Annotated in this window: 16 protein-coding genes, 1 tRNA gene and 1 pseudogene; 15 read left to right on the top strand and 3 right to left on the bottom strand. The window is 49.5% G+C overall.

Annotation, left to right across the window (positions count from 1 at the left end; translation table 11 throughout):
* Window positions 1-2 precede the first annotated feature (2 nt).
* The 4 genes from Q7C19_RS09315 (at window position 3) to Q7C19_RS09300 (ending at window position 7,407) form a co-directional block, all read left to right on the top strand.
* Entirely contained in the window at window positions 3-1,166 is a 1,164-nt protein-coding gene (locus tag Q7C19_RS09315) for a PDZ domain-containing protein (RefSeq protein WP_375091984.1), read from the top strand.
* Between the two features lie 206 nt (window positions 1,167-1,372).
* On the top strand, window positions 1,373-3,340 hold the full coding sequence (gene uvrB / locus Q7C19_RS09310; RefSeq protein WP_023469235.1) for an excinuclease ABC subunit UvrB: 1,968 nt from the start codon (window positions 1,373-1,375) through the stop codon (window positions 3,338-3,340).
* Window position 3,341: 1 nt separating this feature from the next.
* Window positions 3,342-6,197: an excinuclease ABC subunit UvrA gene (uvrA, locus tag Q7C19_RS09305; protein ID WP_375091983.1), complete on the top strand. Its 2,856-nt coding sequence runs from the start codon at window positions 3,342-3,344 to the stop codon at window positions 6,195-6,197.
* 100 nt (window positions 6,198-6,297) lie between these two features.
* Window positions 6,298-7,407, top strand: a complete 1,110-nt coding sequence (locus Q7C19_RS09300) for a DUF4097 family beta strand repeat-containing protein (protein ID WP_149427770.1) — start codon at window positions 6,298-6,300, stop codon at window positions 7,405-7,407.
* Between the two features lie 246 nt (window positions 7,408-7,653).
* Here the strand turns inward: Q7C19_RS09300 and Q7C19_RS09295 are convergent, their stop codons facing one another.
* Entirely contained in the window at window positions 7,654-8,040 is a 387-nt protein-coding gene (locus Q7C19_RS09295) for a hypothetical protein (protein ID WP_290773001.1), read from the bottom strand.
* Window positions 8,041-8,163: 123 nt separating this feature from the next.
* On the opposite strand from Q7C19_RS09295, the gene hprK reads away from it, so the two are divergent.
* From hprK to Q7C19_RS09240, 11 genes are all read left to right on the top strand, one after another.
* A complete protein-coding gene (gene hprK / locus Q7C19_RS09290; RefSeq protein ID WP_035396292.1) occupies window positions 8,164-9,099 on the top strand; it encodes an HPr(Ser) kinase/phosphatase in 936 nt (311 codons plus the stop codon).
* A complete protein-coding gene (gene lgt / locus Q7C19_RS09285) occupies window positions 9,099-9,929 on the top strand; it encodes a prolipoprotein diacylglyceryl transferase (protein ID WP_035409997.1) in 831 nt (276 codons plus the stop codon). The genes hprK and lgt overlap by 1 nt, the downstream gene beginning before the upstream one ends.
* A gap of 3 nt (window positions 9,930-9,932) precedes the next feature.
* Window positions 9,933-10,589: a pyrophosphatase PpaX gene (gene ppaX, locus Q7C19_RS09280; RefSeq protein WP_035409995.1), complete on the top strand. Its 657-nt coding sequence runs from the start codon at window positions 9,933-9,935 to the stop codon at window positions 10,587-10,589.
* Entirely contained in the window at window positions 10,573-11,055 is a 483-nt protein-coding gene (locus tag Q7C19_RS09275; protein WP_056062966.1) for an acyltransferase, read from the top strand. Before ppaX ends, Q7C19_RS09275 begins: the two co-directional genes overlap by 17 nt.
* Before the next feature lie 30 nt (window positions 11,056-11,085).
* A complete protein-coding gene (kapB, locus tag Q7C19_RS09270) occupies window positions 11,086-11,466 on the top strand; it encodes a sporulation phosphorelay system protein KapB (RefSeq protein WP_023469227.1) in 381 nt (126 codons plus the stop codon).
* Between the two features lie 96 nt (window positions 11,467-11,562).
* Window positions 11,563-13,047 (top strand): tetratricopeptide repeat protein, encoded by a 1,485-nt coding sequence (locus Q7C19_RS09265; protein ID WP_047393317.1) that lies wholly within the window; start codon window positions 11,563-11,565, stop codon window positions 13,045-13,047.
* Window positions 13,048-13,108: 61 nt separating this feature from the next.
* On the top strand, window positions 13,109-14,071 hold the full coding sequence (trxB, locus tag Q7C19_RS09260) for a thioredoxin-disulfide reductase (protein WP_023469225.1): 963 nt from the start codon (window positions 13,109-13,111) through the stop codon (window positions 14,069-14,071).
* Window positions 14,072-14,183: 112 nt separating this feature from the next.
* Complete coding sequence (gene rapZ / locus Q7C19_RS09255; protein WP_035409987.1) at window positions 14,184-15,053, top strand: RNase adapter RapZ; 870 nt, start codon at window positions 14,184-14,186, stop codon at window positions 15,051-15,053.
* On the top strand, window positions 15,053-16,051 hold the full coding sequence (locus Q7C19_RS09250) for a gluconeogenesis factor YvcK family protein (protein ID WP_035409984.1): 999 nt from the start codon (window positions 15,053-15,055) through the stop codon (window positions 16,049-16,051). Before rapZ ends, Q7C19_RS09250 begins: the two co-directional genes overlap by 1 nt.
* Window positions 16,048-17,004, top strand: a complete 957-nt coding sequence (gene whiA / locus Q7C19_RS09245) for a DNA-binding protein WhiA (RefSeq protein ID WP_035409981.1) — start codon at window positions 16,048-16,050, stop codon at window positions 17,002-17,004. Before Q7C19_RS09250 ends, whiA begins: the two co-directional genes overlap by 4 nt.
* Before the next feature lie 82 nt (window positions 17,005-17,086).
* Complete coding sequence (locus Q7C19_RS09240; RefSeq protein ID WP_035409978.1) at window positions 17,087-17,323, top strand: hypothetical protein; 237 nt, start codon at window positions 17,087-17,089, stop codon at window positions 17,321-17,323.
* 120 nt (window positions 17,324-17,443) lie between these two features.
* Here Q7C19_RS09240 and clpP read toward each other — a convergent pair.
* Window positions 17,444-18,028 (bottom strand): annotated as a pseudogene (clpP, locus tag Q7C19_RS09235) (ATP-dependent Clp endopeptidase proteolytic subunit ClpP); the annotation flags it as partial.
* Between the two features lie 182 nt (window positions 18,029-18,210).
* A tRNA-Arg gene (locus tag Q7C19_RS09230) sits at window positions 18,211-18,286 on the bottom strand.
* Window positions 18,287-18,361 lie beyond the last annotated feature (75 nt).

Here is an 18,361-nt window from a genome sequence, read left to right as displayed (position 1 = left end):
GAATGCGCGTGGAATTACTCGATGAAATTGGTTGGACCGCGATTAGTCTCATCGCCAGTCCGACCTTGTGGTTAGCACTCCTTGTCAGTTGGGTCATCGGCATCCGGCGTGTCAAACGGGAACGCGGACTGTTTCGCTCCCGGACACACGGTAAACGAAGCGATGTCCTCGAAACACTTTTACCAGGCCTACTCGTCGGTCTCGTCTTGTCCGTCGTCAGCGGATGGCTCGGATTGACAGTGACACCGCAGTACGCTCTACTGTTGATTGGACTTTCGAGCGTCCTGCTGTTGATTGGTGTCGTTCGTTTGAACCTGCCACTCTGGCCGATCGTCTTGCTTGGACTGACCGGCTGGTTCGTGATGGATTCACGTCTTGACTCGATCCGAGCGGTCGAGCCGAAGATGGTTTTATTACTTGCAACGTTGACGCTCGTCGCGGAATGTCTCCTCGTCTGGTGGCGCGGGCAGCGGCGTCTGTCACCGTCACTCGTCGTCTCAAAGCGCGGTCGCTTCATCGGTGGGCTGTCGGCAAATAAGCTTTGGCTGTTACCTCTACTTGTTTTCGTTCCGGGCGACGTGCTCGAGACGTGGTGGCCACGCTACAGCTTCCCGGAACTCGTTCCGGTCGTTCTCTGGTTACCGATCGGTTTCAGTTTCCTCTTTACAGGTAAGCTGCCGAAAGAATTGATGCGTCCGCTCGTTCAAGGACGTTTGATCACGAGTCTTGTTGCAGTTTTATTGACGGTTCTTGCGTACGTGACTGGTCAAGCTGAATGGCTCTACGGAATCGTCTTTTTGCTCGTCCTGCACATTTTGTTGCACCAGCGGGTCAAACGCTTGAACCGGGCGCAAACGCCGTTGTTCCTCAATGGAACACGTGGTGCCGTCATCCTTGGAACACTTCCCGATAAACCGGCTGCTGAGATGGGCTTGATTCCAGGTGAAGCGATCTATAAGGTCAACGGTGAGAAGGTCGATTCGGAAGCATCGTTCTATGAAGCCATCCAAAAACACAAACCGTATCTGCGTCTTGAAGTCATGAACCATAACGGCGACATCCGTTTTGCGCAACGTGCCTTTTATGAACAAGATCATCATGAGCTCGGTATCCTGTTCGTCAACGAACCGGTCCACGGTCGGACGAAGGTGCGATCCCTCCATTAAGAAGCTACTCCCTGTCACGCAACATTCGTGATGGGGATTTTTTTGTGAGCAAAAAAATTGATGCTCAACACTCGAAGCAAAAAGAAACTTTTGCATTTTCGAAAAAAAGGGTAACTTCCTAAAAGGAGCACTTCATAATCGAATGTTTGTTCGTAAAGTGATACAATAGAAATAGATTTTTTAACGTGATGAGGGGGAAGCAAACGATGGATTTTGAACTCGTTTCACCATTTGAACCAGGCGGTGATCAGCCGACGGCAATCGAAAAATTGGTGACTGGGCTAAAACAAGGCGAACGACATCAGACGTTGCTTGGGGCGACCGGTACCGGGAAGACGTTCACGGTCTCGAACGTCATCAAGGAAATCAAGAAACCGACGCTCGTCCTTGCCCATAACAAAACACTAGCGGGACAACTCTACTCGGAGTTCAAGGAATTTTTCCCAAACAACGCGGTCGAATACTTCGTTAGTTTTTATGATTATTACCAACCGGAAGCGTACGTTCCGTCGACGGATACGTTCATTGAGAAGGACTCTTCGATCAACGATGAGATCGATAAGTTGCGTCACTCGGCAACGTCCGCCTTGTTTGAACGAGAAGACGTCTTGATCGTTGCGTCTGTCTCGTGTATCTATGGTCTCGGTAACCCGGAAGAGTACAACAACCACGTCTTGTCACTGCGTGTCGGCAATGAGATGGGGCGAAACGAGATGCTCCGTCGTCTAATCGACATTCAGTATGAGCGTAACGACATCGACTTCCAGCGCGGACGGTTCCGCGTCCGCGGAGACGTCGTCGAAATCTTCCCGGCGTCACGCGACGAACAGTGTGTCCGGGTCGAGTTCTTCGGTGACGAGATTGAACGGATCCGTGACATGGATCCGCTGACAGGTGAGATCGTCGCGGACCGTGAACATATCTCGATCTTCCCGGCGTCCCACTTCGTGACGGGGGATACCCGTCTTCAGAAAGCGATCGCGAACATCGAGAAGGAACTGGAAGTCCAACTTGCTAAATTACGCGAAGACAATCAATTGCTCGAAGCGCAACGGCTTGAACAACGGACGAACTACGACCTCGAGATGATGCGTGAGATGGGTTATTGTTCCGGAATCGAGAACTACTCGCGTCACTTGAACTTGATGCCGGAAGGGGCAACACCGTATACATTGCTCGATTACTTCCCGAAGGACTTTTTACTTGTTGCCGATGAGTCACACGTCACATTGCCACAAATTCGCGGGATGTATAACGGGGACCAGGCACGGAAACAAGTCCTCGTCGATCACGGTTTCCGTCTTCCGTCGGCAAAAGACAACCGTCCGTTACGGTTCGAGGAGTTCGAGGAAAAAGTCAGTCAGGCGATCTATATCTCGGCGACACCAGGACCGTATGAACTCGAACATTCGAAAGAGATGGTCGAGCAAATCATCCGTCCGACGGGTCTCGTTGATCCAACGATTGAGATTCATCCGATCACAGGACAAATCGATTACTTGATGGATAACATCCGTGACCGGGTCGCGAAGAACGAACGTGTTCTCGTCACGACACTGACGAAGAAGATGGCAGAAGATTTGACCGATTACTTGAAAGAGAATGGCGTCAAGGTCAACTACATGCACTCGGAGATCAAGACGCTGGAACGGATTGAAATCATACGTGACTTGAGGCTCGGGAAATACGATGTCCTCGTCGGGATCAACTTGTTACGAGAAGGACTCGATATTCCGGAAGTCTCACTCGTGACGATTCTTGATGCTGATAAGGAAGGGTTCCTCCGGTCGGACCGTTCGCTGATTCAAACGATTGGTCGGGCGGCTCGGAACTCGGAAGGACACGTCATCTTGTTTGCTGATAAAGTCACCGATTCGATGCAACGGGCGATCGATGAGACGGAACGTCGTCGCGCGATCCAGATGGCGTTCAACGAAGAACATGGCATCACGCCGCAGACGATCAAAAAAGACGTGCGTGGTGTTATCAGTACGACGATCGAGAGCGACGATACCGTCGAAAAACTCGAGAAGTTCAACAAACTTAAAAAACCGGAGCGCGAAACGTTGCTTGAACAGCTCGACCAAGAGATGCGTCAAGCGGCGAAGGACATGCAGTTCGAACGAGCTGCCGAGCTCCGCGATCTCATATTAGAATTGAAAGCAGGTGCCTAAGTTGGGAGAAAAGAAGAATCAGATTATCATCAAAGGCGCTCGCGTCAATAATCTACAAAACATCGATGTCGAAATCCCCCGCGATCAGCTCGTCGTCTTGACGGGCTTGTCCGGTTCAGGGAAATCGTCGCTTGCCTTCGATACGATTTATGCTGAAGGACAACGTCGTTATGTCGAAAGTTTGTCTGCCTATGCTCGTCAATTCCTCGGACAAATGGATAAACCAGATGTCGATACGATTGAAGGACTGAGTCCGGCAATTTCGATCGATCAAAAGACGACGAGTAAAAACCCACGTTCGACGGTCGGAACGGTCACAGAGATTTATGACTACTTGCGTCTGTTATACGCACGGATCGGGAAGCCGATCTGTCCGAATCACGGAATCGAGATTTCGAGCCAGACGATCAGTCAGATGGTTGACCAAGTGATGGAACAACCAGAGCGGACGCGTCTGCAAATTCTCGCGCCAATCGTTTCCGGACGCAAAGGAACGCACGTCAAGGTGCTCGACGATTTGAAGAAGGAAGGTTTCGTCCGCGTCCGTGTCAACGGAGAGACGATGGATCTCGCCGAAGAGATCACGCTTGAGAAAAACAAGAAACACTCGATCGAAGTCGTCGTCGACCGTGTCGTCGTGCGACCAGACGTCGAAGCCCGTCTTGCGGACTCACTTGAGACTGCACTTCGCCTCGCGGATGGTCGGGTCATCGTCGATACAATGGACGGCAACGAATTGTTGTTCAGTGAACATCATGCTTGTCCAATTTGTGGCTTCTCAATCGGCGAACTCGAACCACGGATGTTCTCGTTCAACTCACCGTTCGGTGCTTGTACGTCATGTGATGGTCTCGGAACGAAGCTTGAGGTCGATGTTGATCTCGTCGTGCCGCATCCCGATAAGTCATTGAACGAAGGGGCAATCGTGGCGTGGGAACCAACGAGCTCGCAGTATTATCCACAATTGCTCAAAGCGGTCTGTGACCACTTCAAAATCGATATGGATACACCGTTCGAACAATTGTCAGAAGAACATCGCGAAACGATCTTGAACGGAAACACGAAGGAAGAGATTCACTTCCGTTATGAGAATGACTTCGGGATGGTCCGAAATACGAACCTCTACTTCGAAGGAGTTCTCAATAACTTACAACGTCGCTTCAAGGAGACGTCGTCTGATTATATCCGGGAACAGATGGAAGGCTACATGGCGAAGAAGGCGTGTCCGACGTGTAAAGGACATCGCTTGAAACGGGAATCGCTCGCCGTCAAAGTATCCGATCACCATATCGGTGAAGTGACGAAGATGTCTGTTAAACAAGCGGTCATGTTCTTCGACGAACTACCGGAGAAATTAAGTGAGAAGGATCAGACGATTTCGCGGATGATCGTCCGTGAGATTCATGAACGGGCGTCGTTCCTTGAGAACGTCGGTCTCGATTACCTGACGATCTCACGCGCAGCGGGGACATTATCCGGTGGGGAAGCGCAACGGATTCGTCTTGCGACACAAATCGGTTCGCGTCTGACGGGCGTCCTCTACGTTCTGGATGAACCATCGATCGGCTTACACCAACGCGATAATGATCGTCTGATCAATACGCTGAAGGCGATGCGTGATCTCGGCAATACGCTGATCGTCGTCGAACACGATGAAGATACGATGATGGCAGCCGACTACTTGATCGATATCGGACCAGGTGCCGGGGATCATGGTGGATTCGTCACAGCAGCCGGAAAACCGGAAGAGTTGATGCAGGATGCGAACTCGTTGACTGGTCAATACTTGTCCGGGAAGAAGTTCATTCCTGTTCCGTCGACACGTAAAGAGCCAGACGGTCGGATGCTCCATATCCACAAAGCATCGGAAAACAATCTGAAAAATGTCGATGTCGACATTCCGCTTGGTCTGTTCGTCGCTGTCACTGGTGTCTCGGGATCCGGGAAATCGACGTTGATCAATGAAATTCTTTATAAGACGATCGCCCACGAGATGAACCGGGCGAAAGAAAAACCGGGTGCCCATAAAGGAATCACTGGTCTGGATCAAATCGATAAGGTCATCGATATCGATCAGTCACCAATCGGTCGGACACCGCGTTCGAACCCGGCAACGTATACGGGTGTCTTCGATGATATTCGGGACGTCTTTGCTTCGACGAACGAAGCGAAACTCCGTGGTTACAAAAAAGGACGTTTCAGTTTCAACATCAAGGGTGGACGCTGTGAAGCGTGTCGTGGCGACGGGATCATCAAGATCGAGATGCACTTCTTACCGGACGTCTATGTCCCGTGTGAAGTCTGTCACGGTAAACGTTATAACCGCGAAACACTCGAAGTGAAATATAAAGGCAAAACGATTGCCGACGTGCTTGAGATGACGGTTGAAGATGCACTTGCCTTCTTCGAGAACATTCCGAAAATCACGCGGAAACTGCAGACGATCGCTGACGTCGGTCTGACGTACATGCGTCTCGGTCAACCCGCGACGGAACTGTCTGGTGGGGAAGCGCAGCGCGTTAAACTGGCATCCGAGCTGCATAAACGTTCGACCGGGAAGACGATCTATATCCTCGATGAACCGACGACAGGACTGCATGTCCACGATATCGCGCGCCTCCTGAAAGTCTTACAACGACTCGTCGACAATGGTGATACAGTACTCGTCATCGAACACAATCTAGACGTCATTAAGACAGCAGACTATTTGATTGATCTCGGACCTGAAGGTGGCGACGGTGGCGGAACGATCGTTGCTGCCGGTACACCGGAACAGATCGCTGAAGTTGAAGCATCCTACACGGGACGATACCTCGCACCTGTCCTTGAACGCGATGCGGCACGAATTGAATCGTGAAACTTTTGTGGATGAGGATTCGTAGGAAGGAACTAAGGGAACTTAAACGAAAGTATCATGTAACACACGTTTGAGGTTCAAGAATAGGAGGGAACGGTTCATGAAGCAAGATATGCGTCAATTGATATTGGAGCAAGTCAAAGAAGGAAAGTTAACGATTGATGAGGCACTCGATAAACTCGAGCGGCTCGAAGCGATCGACGAACGTGCAACTTCTGCCAGTGAACATAAGTACGTCGATGAACCAGAACAATATGATCGGGTCGACCAGTATTCTGTCGATTCACTGACGACGAAAGTCATGTCAGCGTTCGATAATCTCGTCAGCCGGATCAAGGACAGTGATCTTTCGCTTAATCAGGCGTCCGGTCCGAACGTCACCTACGTCAAACAATTCCCGTTCAGCGGTGAGACGGTTCACGTCGATCTGTTCAATGCGAACTTGGTCGTCGAACCGAGTGATCTTGAAGAATGCGAATTGACGGTGACAGGACGTCCGCTCCGCCGCCAACAGGTGACGGAAGAACAGGCGCTTGAGCAACTTCAAGCCGCTGTGCAACACGCGGTATCGGCGAACACACTCTCGATCCGTTTGAAGGATAAGAGTGTCCGTGCGACAGTCCATCTGAAAGTACCACGCCGCCATTACGAATCATTCGTCTTACAGACGTTGAACGGGGAAATTTCGTTGACGTCACTCGATACGACATCCGCTCAACTGATGACAGCGAACGGTCGAGTCAACGTCCGTGACCTCTTCAGTGAAGATGTCAAAGTATCAACTGCGAACGGCTCGATCGAAATCGAAGAGTCGGAGTTGAAAGTCTTGAAAGCGAAGACAGCTAACGGTCAAATCATCACGACAGGTGTCTTCGAACGATCGGAACTGAAAACGGCGAACGGAAACGTCCGGTGCGAGCTGAAGACGGCGCAAAATGCGAAGGTCAAAGCGTCGTCACTAGCCGGAAGCATCGCCTTGATGTTGCCGCATGGCGCTGAAGTCTACGGAGAACTTGAGACGAACTTCGGTGGTCTCAACTGCAATCTTGACGATATGGAATTGATTCGGGATCAAAAAGAGATCGTCAACCGGAAACTCCATTTCGTCTCAGGGCGCGGTCGTTCACCTAAAATTGAGGTCGAAGCGGATACGAAGACTGGTACGATTTCAGTCACGCACGGTGTTCACCTCAGTCCACAAGCGTTATAAGCATACTCGGCGCAACTTCTTGAAAAAGAGGCTGCGCTTTTCTTATGACATCGTATCCGCTGTGCGTGCTTTCCTCAGGTGAGACACGAGCCGCGGCTACGTCGTTCTAGGAACGAGTAGCTGGGTCTCGTTTGTCTCTGACAGCGCGGATGACCGCGCTTTTTCCTGTAGGAGTCACAGATGCGGAACGACTTCGTCTGCACATGTAAAAACACCCATCCTCATAAGAAGATGGGTGTAGCTACATCAATAATCGTAATCCTGATCCATCATCGGTTCATCGAAGTTCATGTTCTCGATATTATTCATATCGTAACCGAACGAGAGTAAGGCGATGACACCGATAATCGCGAGGAAAATCGACACGAGGATCAGACCGATGCCGAGCCAACTCTTTCCGCGTGCCCGATTCCAATAGAAGATGATCGCGAGGACGTAAGAGATGAAAGACCCACTGATGAAGATCCCGATAATGGAAATAATGAAGAATAAAAGGGCTGTTTGATCTTGATTCCGGGAGTAGGCTTTCCACATATCGATCAGCGAAATCACGAGATATACGAAACCAGCGATTGCGAGGACCCCAAATAAAATAAGTACTAAAACGAACCAAATGCCGCCACCTGACATCATGGCAAAACCTCCTTCAAAATATTAACTCTTTATTCCATTCCCAAGAAATCATGCTTCTAATCCAATTCCATGAACCGAATAAAAATATGGTACAATACTTCAAGTGAAAGGGGCTGACGAAGCGTGCAACCAAAAGTGCGAACAGCTGAAATCGTAAAACAATTCAATCTCCACATCGTCACGGGAGAAGAAGGCTTACATCGCCCGATTCTAACGGCTGATTTGTGCCGACCTGGCCTTGTGCTTGCCGGTTATTATGCCTATTACCCGGCAGAACGTCTTCAAATTCTCGGAAAAACAGAATTGACGTTCTTCAATAATTTAACGTACGAGGAACAACGTGAACGAGCGAACGTCCTCTGTACAGATGAAACACCTGGTATTTTGATCACACGTGGATTTGAAGTGCCGGAAGCGATCATCCAAGCTGCGGACGAGACGAACGTGCCACTGTTGACGACAAAAGGGCATACGACATCGGTCGAGTCACAGATCACGAACTTCCTCGAAGCGGAACTCGCGCCAACGACGGCAATGCATGGTGTCCTTGTTGATATCTATGGTGTCGGCGTCTTTATTAAAGGAGCAAGTGGCGTCGGTAAATCGGAAACAGCACTCGAACTCGTCAAGCGGGGTCATCGTCTGGTCGCAGATGACTCGGTCGAGATTCGTCAAACGGGTGACGGGATTCTAGTCGGAACGGCACCGAAGTTGATTCAACATCTGCTTGAGATTCGTGGAATCGGGATCATCGACGTGATGACGTTGTTTGGTGCAGGTGCTGTTCGCTCGCACAAGAAGATCAGCCTCGTCTGTAACCTCGAGATTTGGGATCAATCGAAAGTCTATGACCGCGTTGGTCTGGATCAAGAGACGCTTCAAATCATCGATACGGAAATCCCGTTCTTGACGATTCCGGTTCGTCCCGGACGAAACCTCGCCGTCATTATTGAGGTGGCAGCGATGAACTATCGCCTGAAAAACATGGGCATTAATACAGCAGAAGAATTCGCGGGACGTCTCGCACAAGCAATTGAAGATGGGAATGGTGGTCTTTGATGGGAACTCTAGCCTCTGTACAACCAACGTTTGATCGCGTCGCAATCAATCTCGGACCGGTACCGATTTACTGGTACGGGATCGTCATCGCACTCGGTGCGGTCGTCGGTCTGTTGATCGCGATCTTCGAATCGAAGCGGATCGGCTTCAATGAAGAGTATGCGGTCGATGTCGTCATCTGGTCGATTCCGATCAGTATCATCTGTGCCCGGATTTACTACGTCGCGTTCGAGTGGGACTACTACAGTCAGCATCTCGATCAGATCATCAACATCCGCCAAGGTGGAATCGCGATCCATGGCGCGATCATCGGCGCGATTTTGACGGTCATCATCTATACACGTAAGAAAAAGATCTCGTTCTGGCAGATCGCTGATATTCTGGCACCGTCGCTCTTGTTCGGTCAAGCCGTCGGACGCTGGGGCAACTTCTTCAACCAAGAAGCACACGGCGGCGAGACGACGTGGTCGTACTTACAAGATACGTTGCACTTACCAAACTGGATCGTCAATCAGATGTACATCGACGGGACGTACTACTTACCGACATTCCTCTATGAAAGCATCTGGAACATCATTGGTGTCATTCTATTAATCGTCTGGCGGATGAAGTTCAACCCACGTCGTGGATATGTCTTCCTCGGTTATTTGATTTGGTATTCGATCGGACGCTACTTTATCGAAGGACTCCGGACGGATAGTCTGATGGCTGACGGACTGCGGACGGCGCAAGTCGTCTCGATCTGTTTAGTCATCTTCGGTGTGATCATGCTCGTCATTCGTCGCAATGCCGTTCGTTACTTGGACGGTTCAAAAAAGGAGGCGAAGTAATCGATGATTCGCACACTTTTGTTTGACTTAGATGGAACGTTGATTGATACGAATCCATTGATCTTAAAAAGCTTTGAGCATACGCTCAGTTACTATTACCCCGACCGGACGTTCACGGAAGCGGAACTGCTTCCGTTCATCGGTCCGACGCTTGAAAAGTCATTCTCAGCGATGAATACGGAACAGTGGAAAGAGATGGTTGCTTTTTACCGGAGCTACAACATCGCTATGCATGACGCGCTTGTACTCGAGTATCCAGGTGTGCTTGACGGATTACGTCGTTTGCATGAAGCAGGCTATAAGATGGCGGTCGTGACGTCGAAGAGTCGTCGCGTTGCCTTACGCGGGATCGAGTTATTCGGATTGACGTCACTCTTTGACGCTGTCATCGCAGCGGACGACGTAACGGAAGAAAAACCAGCCGTCGAGCCGTTTGAGAAAGCGATGCAGTTACTTGGATCAACACCAGACGAGACGATCATGGTCGGTGACAACGATACGGACATCCTTGGGGGCAAGAACGCAGGAGTGAAGACAGTCGCGGTCGGTTGGGCGATCAAAGGACGTGCGTACTTAGAAGCTCTCGAACCGGATGTCATCATTGATTCGATGGATCATCTCGCTGCTTGGCTGGAGGAACAAAATGGCACGGCGAACTGATCGGTTTCAGGTCGGAACGACGAATCCACTTTGGCATATGTACCGGACGGTGTCGTTCTTTAAAGTGATGTGGTGCTTTACGATCGTCACGATTGGTCGGTTTGCCCCGTCGTTACGCTTTAAGAACGCGCTCTACCGGACGTGCCTCCGAATGAAGATCGGGGAGAAGACGGCACTTGCCTTGATGGTGATGCCAGACACGATGTTCCCGGAGCGAATTACGATTGGTGACAATACGATCATCGGCTTCAATACGACGATCCTCTGTCATGAATATTTGACGACGGAGTATCGTTTAGGTGACGTCGTCATTGGAAATAACGTCTTGATTGGTGCGAACGTGACGATCCTTCCGGGTGTGACGATCGGAGATGGTGCCGTTGTCGGTGCCGGATCGGTTGTTCACCGGGACATCGCTCCGAACGAACGCGTCTCGAGTCAGCCGCTTCGCCGGCACGAAATGTGACAAAACTGTGAGAAGGAAGAAGGAAAAAAGATGACGCACATCCGCTTTACGTATAAGACAGGAAAGTATTTCGGAAGATTATTCGCCGAACGTCCACAAGGTCTCGTCGTGGAGGTGCTGGCTGTCGAAAAGCATCCGGTTCAAGGAGATCTTCATCAACCGAACCAAGTCGATGTCCCGCTGTTTCATATCCGGACCGCCTTGCATAAGCACGAAAAGATCACGGTTTCGCCCGCAGTCGTTTATGCATATGACGGAGAGATTCCCGATTATGCGACGAGCTTACGGCAGGCATATGACAAGGACGTGGCACGTCTTGAAGGACTGAATCCAGAGACGGATGCTTTTGTACGAAAATGCTTAGAGAATTACAAAGAACTGGAATCGATTTATGCAAAACGCTGGGGATGAACTCCGGCGTTTTTTTCTGTTGCATGCCTTCTAGAGATAGGGTATTCTTGTGTCTGCAACTACGAAACCAGTTTACTATTTATGGGGGCTTGAATCATGATGGAATTAACCAAATACAAAGCAGACCCCTTTGCGATAACAGCGCGCCAAGCGGAACTTTTTTATTTCCGCGGACGGAAGGCGCACCGGGAAGGGCGACTGGATGAAGCCGTCTATCATTTAGATGAGGCGACGACACTTCAGCCAGCGGACATCCGTTATTTGCTCCGTTATGCCCGTGTCTTATTCGAGACAGGAGAAATCAATCATGCGAATGATGTCTTGAAACAAGTACGCGCACTCGACGCATCAAATACGGAAGCACTCTTTTATTTAGCGAATAACTACGCACACGTCTCACTTTATGAAGAAGCGCGACAGCATGCGATGGAATATTTAGAGCAAGCACCAAACGGTAAACACGCGGAGGCATCGGCCGCACTCGTGGAACTGATTGATCTCGAACAAGAGATGGAAGACGACGAAGAGGATGAATTGATTCGTCTGCACGGTCAAGCACAACGCCAAATCGATAAAGGGATGCTGTTCGCGGCACAGGAGACGTTGACTGGACTGATTGCCCAGTACCCGACGTTCTGGCCTGCCTACAACAACCTCGCGATCGTCGAGTTTTATTTAGGAGAGAATGATCAGGCATTCGCTTCCCTCGAACGGGTCCTTGAAGGAAACCCGGGGAATTTGCATGCCCTCTGTAACACGCTCGTCTTGCTACACGAGATGGGACAGGACGAAGAGGCGCATCGTCTCTCTCGTCAGCTCGAACACGTCCGTTCCGTGCATCTTGAGACACGTTATAAGGTCGCATCAACACTTGCGATCATCGGACGGTACGATATCGCCTATGAAGAGTTGAAATTACTCGAGCGTCGCGGGTACCGAGGAGATCCCCTCTTTGGGCACTGGTTATCGATTTCTGCTTATAAGACAGGACATGTCGAAGAGGCAGCCGCTTTCTTAAAGTCAGACGAAGCACAAGCGTTAAAGGAAGAAACGGATACGTATGACATCCGCCACAACCTGCAGTTTCGCTCGGCACTCATCCAAGCGTTGAAGACGGAAGATGACGTCTCGCGAATCTTCACGGCACTTCTTCTTGGCAAGCTGAACGATGCCGAAGCACGGCTTGCATTGTCGATGATGCCAGAAGTAACGGACCGAGAGGACGTCCTGTTACTGACGGAACAGATTGTCATCGAGATGGAAGGACGGACCGATGTCGTGGATGAACGCATTCACCGGGCATTGCAGACGATCCGTCTTGCAGAACGATTCGTTTCAGATGAAGAACGGATGAGTCTTGAAGGGGACTTTTATGAGCGCTTCGCACAGCTCGTTTTAAGTGGAGAATCGTTCGATTCAATTGAAGCATCCGCGGCATCACTGCTTTACCTGTTCCATGATTTACGAGACGGAATGTTGATCGAGGAATGCGCATCGCTCGTCGATTGTTCGTTCGATCATGTCGCGTCAATGATCCGGACACATGAACGGATGCTGGCACCGCTGCAAGCAAAGTGTTAGACGTTTAGGGGATTCTCACCTATACTCAAACTACAACGATTACGATAAATGGGGTGGAATCATGGCGGAAACAGAACAAAAAATTTATGACGTCATCATCATCGGGGCAGGTCCTGCTGGGATGACAGCCGCACTTTATGCATCACGTGCGAACCTTTCGACATTGATGATCGAACGCGGGATTCCGGGCGGTCAGATGGCGAACACAGAAGATATCGAGAACTACCCAGGATACGATAGCATCCTCGGACCAGATCTCTCACAAAAAATGTTCGACCACTCGAAAGCATTCGGCGCAGAATATGCGTACGGAGATGTTCGAAGCATCGAAGACGGTAAAGCATACAAAACGATTCATGCACACAACAAAGATTACTACGCACGGGCAATCATCATCGCGTCTGGTGCACAATATAAAAAAATCGGTGTACCGGGAGAAGAAGAGCTCGGCGGTCGCGGTGTCTCGTATTGTGCGGTCTGTGATGGGGCGTTCTTCAAAGAAAAAGAACTCTTCGTCATCGGTGGCGGGGACTCTGCGGTAGAAGAAGGTGTCTACTTGACACGTTTCGCGAAAAAAGTCACGATCGTTCACCGTCGTGATGAGCTCCGCGCTCAAAAAATCCTTCAAAAACGTGCGTTCGACAACCCGAAAATCGACTTCATCTGGAACCATACGGTTAAACAGATCAACGAACAAGACGGGAAAGTCGGCGGTATCGAGCTGATCAATACAAAAACAGCTGACGTGACGACGCATCCGATCGATGGGGTCTTCATCTACATCGGAATGAACCCAATCACAGGTTACGTCCAAGATCTCGGTATTTTGAACGACCAAGGTTACGTCGTGACGAACGAAGCGATGGAAACGAACATCAAAGGTATCTTTGCTGCTGGTGACGTTCGTGAAAAAACATTGCGCCAAGTCGTTACAGCAACGAACGATGGTTCGATCGCAGCGCAAAATGCACAGCATTTCATTGAAGCGTTGCTTGAAGAATTACAAGAATCCTCACACGCATAATATCGAACCAGTTTCATTGAAGGAGACTTCAGTGAAGCTGGCTCTTTTTTTATGATATACTGAAAAAGAAGCGAAAAAATACACACGGAACTGTTGTCTGGAGGGCGAAAAGATGGAACAGAATCAACCGCAACTTGTCATCATCACGGGTATGAGTGGGGCTGGGAAGACTGTCGCAATGAACAGCTTTGAGGACTTAGGCTATTTTTGTGTCGACAATCTACCCCCGACGTTACTGCCGCATCTCATCGAAGTCATTGGACAAGTGCGTCCTAAAATCGCCGTTGCCATCGATACCCGCGCGCGTGATTTCATCGACAGCTTTTTTGTCGTCTATGAGGATTTAAAGAAAACGGACTTACAAATCCGGATGCTGTACCTTGATGCACGAAACGATGTCCTTGTCCGCCGTTACAAGGAATCGCGTCGTTCGCATCCACTTGCACCGACGGATTCACCATTGATTGGAATCGAACGTGAACGGACGTTGCTCGAAGGATTCCGCGATAAAGCACAGATGCTGATTGATACGAGTGACATCAAGCCGCTTGCACTGAAAGAACGTCTCTTAAAGGAGTTCACGGAAGGCACACGGATTCCGTTCACGGTCAACGTCATGTCGTTCGGCTTTAAACATGGCTTACCGCTTGATGCGGATCTTGTCTTTGACCTGCGCTTCTTACCGAACCCGTTCTACATTCCAGAGTTGCGTCCAAAAACTGGACTTGACGAGGAAGTGGCATCGTACGTCATGCAATGGCCGGAAGCAAAGCTGTTCTATAAAAAACTCGTCGACCTGCTCGAATTCCTGATTCCGCAATACGAGCGGGAAGGGAAGTCGCAACTCGTCATCGCCCTCGGTTGTACAGGTGGGAAACATCGCTCAATCACGTTTGCAGAAGCGATCAGTAAAGAATTTGCGACGCAGTATCATATTGAGACGAATCACCGGGATTATGTGTATGCGAAGGGGGAGAAGTGATGAAATGGGAACGTAAAGTCGTCGCTGTCGGTGGTGGAACAGGACTCTCGACGCTTCTTCGTGGACTGAAACATTACCCGCTTGACATCACAGCCATCGTCACCGTTGCTGATGACGGGGGCAGTTCTGGTCGTTTGCGGACGGAATTCAATATGTTGCCGCCGGGCGATATCCGAAACGTCATCGTCTCCTTATCGAAGTCAGAGACATTGATGGACCGGATCATGCAGTACCGGTTCGAGACCGGGGAAGGACTGCATGGTCATTCACTCGGAAATCTGATGTTGACGGCAGCAACCCAACTTTGTAACGGTTCGTTCGTTGAAGCGATCGGTGTCATGGGGCAACTGTTGAACGCGGAAGGAAAAGTCTATCCGGCGACGGAACGGACGATCACGCTCTGTGCCGAGTTCGAGGACGGAACGATCGTTAAAGGCGAGTCGTTGATTCCGAAGGTCGGTAAGAAGATTGAACGGATTTTCCTTGAAGAACAAGATGTCCGTCCAGTACCGGAAGCGATTCAGGCGATTCTTGATGCCGATGTTATCGTCCTTGGTCCGGGCAGTCTCTATACGAGTATCATCCCGAACGTTCTGATCGACGAAATCCGGGAAGCAATCCAGCAATCGCTAGCTCCAGTCGTCTACATCTGTAACGTCATGACGCAGCCCGGTGAGACGACGGCGTTCACAGCCAATGAACATTTAGCGGCACTCGAACGCTTCCTCGGACAAGGAGTCGTCGATACGATCATCGTTAATAATGAATCGATCGATGCGAGTTACCTGAAGAAATACCAAAAGGATCACGCTGACATCGTCACCTATAATGAAAAACAATTCGAGTTAGCAGGCGTTGAAGTGCTTGCGGACGATATCGTCGATTACAATCATCACTTCATCCGTCATGACTCAGATGCTGTCGCAAGCCTCGTCATGCGAAAAGTGTTGTCGATTCGACGTATGCGTCAACTCGAAGGAAAGGAGGAGCTGACATGAGCTTTGCCTCAGAAGTCAAAAAAGAATTAACGCAGATTCCGATCACCGATCACGAGATGAAGGCGGAACTCGCGGCGCTTGCCCGGATGAACGGTGCGATCTCGTTCGGTCTCGGACGTGGTCTGACACTCGATATCTCGACCGAGAATGCCTCGATTGCCCGTCGGATCTATTCGCTTTTGAAAAAAGCATACGGGGTTCATCTCGATCTGCTCGTTCGGAAGAAAATGCGTCTGAAAAAGAATAATGTCTACATCGTCCGCGTCAAACAACAGGCGGATAAGATTTTGCAAGACCTCGGGATTTTAGGAGAAGGATTCACGATGATTCGTTCCATAAGTGACACGATCTTAAACGATGAACGAAAAGCACGCGCGTATTTACGAGGGGCGTTCCTCGCCGGGGGTTCGCTCAACAATCCGGCGACGTCGTCGTATCACTTGGAGATCTTCAGCTTATATGAAGAACACAATGCGGCGCTCCGCGGTCTATCAAACGTTTTTGATTTGAACGCAAAGGCAATCGAACGGAAAAAGGGACATATCCTTTATATCAAGGAGAGCGAGAAGATTTCTGATTTCCTCAAGCTCGTTGATGCGACACAATCGATGCTACGGTTCGAGGACGTCCGGATCTTAAAAGATATGCGTAACTCGGTCAACCGTCTCGTCAACTGTGAGACGGCGAACCTCAACAAAACGGTTGGTGCGGCATTACGCCAAGTTGAGAACATCAAGTTCCTCGAGCGGACGGTCGGGCTCGATGTCTTACCGGATAAGTTGAAGGAGATTGCGATTTTGCGTGTGACACATCAAGACGTCACGTTGCAAGAGCTCGGGGAGATGGTCGAAAGCGGCTCCATCTCAAAATCAGGGATCAATCACCGGTTGCGGAAGATTGATCAAATCGCTGAAAAAGTACGAAATGGCGAGTCGATGACAGGGGCCATATAAGAGGGTCGCTTGCGGGATGAACCATAGTCTACTATAATATATAGTCGATGCAACTAAATGTTCGAATTAAGGAGTTTTTGAAATGGCTAACGAAAAGAAACGTATTTCGCTGACAGTCGATGCGAAGTTTGATGAAGTGTTAACAAAAAAAGCAAAAGCAATCGGTGTACCGAAAAGCACACTCGTTGCGTTCGCAACATCTTTATTCCTGAAACAATTACAAGCAGAAGAAGAGCTTTCGCCACATGCGAACGCGATCTACTCGCTGATTCGTGAAAACCACGATATCGTTTCAGACATCACAGACTTGATCGACTGATCATCGCCCTCTCGTTCTATAAGGAACGGGAGGTTTTTTTGTATGTAACGATAACCGACAAGGCTTCGATTTTCTATGGATACAAAAAAAGTGCCTCCCGAAGGAGACACTCTGGATGACTTATGCACGTTCCATGACGCGGTCGATGAGACCGTAATCAGCAGCAGCTTGTGCTGACATGAAGTTGTCACGCTCTGTATCGCGTTCGATGACTTCAAGTGGTTGTCCTGTGTTTTCAGCCATGATTTTGTTGAGGTGCTCACGCATTTTGATGATACGCTCCGCATGGATTTTGATATCCGATGCTTGACCTTGTGTACCACCGAGTGGTTGGTGAATCATGATTTCAGCGTTTGGTAACGCGAAACGTTTTCCTTTTGCGCCTGCTTGTAGCAAGAACGCACCCATCGATGCTGCCATACCGATACAAATTGTTGAAACTTGTGGCTTGATGAAGTTCATTGTATCGTAAATCGCCATACCGGCAGTGATCGAACCACCTGGGCTGTTGATGTAAAGCGAGATTTCTTTATCTGGATCTTCTGCTGCTAAGAACAGAAGTTGGGCAACGACTGAGTTGGCGACGTTGTCGTCAATCGCGCTCCCGAGAAGAATAATGCGGTCTTTTAGCAAACGTGAGTAGATATCGTAAGCACGTTCCCCGCGGTTTGTTTGTTCGATGACTGTTGGAATTAACATAGTCTTTGCCTCCTTATAGTTGGTATGTAGCTTCCTATTCGACTTATCCTTATCATAATCCTTTGGTCAATATTGGTCAAAAGATACGATGCGACTTTTAGGTATTTTTCCATTACAAGGGCAAACGAAACATATCAGTATAGAAAAAAGGCAATGCCATTGCTGGCATTGCCTTGTAGTTGAATAAATGGTACACCCGGAGAGATTCGAACTCCCGACACCTGGTACCGGAAACCAGTGCTCTATCCCCTGAGCTACGGGTGCATCTGATGTACTGAACAATTAATAGTATAGCGACATTTTTTCAGAAAAGCAATAGGGAAGCATGACTTTTCTTTT

The organism is Exiguobacterium sp. PHA03 (assembly GCF_041945985.1).
Taxonomy (GTDB): Bacteria; Bacillota; Bacilli; order Exiguobacteriales; family Exiguobacteriaceae; genus Exiguobacterium_A.
Note: the sequence above shows the minus strand (reverse complement) of the source record. Positions and strands in the feature narration are given on the sequence as shown.

Excerpts from the sequence above, each read along its gene's own strand:
- Q7C19_RS09300 (WP_149427770.1), top strand. The coding sequence starts at position 6,298 with ATGAAGCAAGATATGCGTCAATTGATATTGGAGCAAGTCAAAGAAGGA.
- Q7C19_RS09275 (WP_056062966.1), top strand. The coding sequence starts at position 10,573 with ATGGCACGGCGAACTGATCGGTTTCAGGTCGGAACGACGAATCCACTT.
- whiA (WP_035409981.1), top strand. The coding sequence starts at position 16,048 with ATGAGCTTTGCCTCAGAAGTCAAAAAAGAATTAACGCAGATTCCGATC.
- trxB (WP_023469225.1), top strand. The coding sequence starts at position 13,109 with ATGGCGGAAACAGAACAAAAAATTTATGACGTCATCATCATCGGGGCA.
- uvrB (WP_023469235.1), top strand. The coding sequence starts at position 1,373 with ATGGATTTTGAACTCGTTTCACCATTTGAACCAGGCGGTGATCAGCCG.
- Q7C19_RS09315 (WP_375091984.1), top strand. The coding sequence starts at position 3 with ATGCGCGTGGAATTACTCGATGAAATTGGTTGGACCGCGATTAGTCTC.
- kapB (WP_023469227.1), top strand. The coding sequence starts at position 11,086 with ATGACGCACATCCGCTTTACGTATAAGACAGGAAAGTATTTCGGAAGA.
- Q7C19_RS09250 (WP_035409984.1), top strand. The coding sequence starts at position 15,053 with ATGAAATGGGAACGTAAAGTCGTCGCTGTCGGTGGTGGAACAGGACTC.
- Q7C19_RS09240 (WP_035409978.1), top strand. The coding sequence starts at position 17,087 with ATGGCTAACGAAAAGAAACGTATTTCGCTGACAGTCGATGCGAAGTTT.
- Q7C19_RS09265 (WP_047393317.1), top strand. The coding sequence starts at position 11,563 with ATGATGGAATTAACCAAATACAAAGCAGACCCCTTTGCGATAACAGCG.
- rapZ (WP_035409987.1), top strand. The coding sequence starts at position 14,184 with ATGGAACAGAATCAACCGCAACTTGTCATCATCACGGGTATGAGTGGG.
- ppaX (WP_035409995.1), top strand. The coding sequence starts at position 9,933 with ATGATTCGCACACTTTTGTTTGACTTAGATGGAACGTTGATTGATACG.
- lgt (WP_035409997.1), top strand. The coding sequence starts at position 9,099 with ATGGGAACTCTAGCCTCTGTACAACCAACGTTTGATCGCGTCGCAATC.
- Q7C19_RS09295 (WP_290773001.1), bottom strand. The coding sequence starts at position 8,040 with ATGATGTCAGGTGGCGGCATTTGGTTCGTTTTAGTACTTATTTTATTT.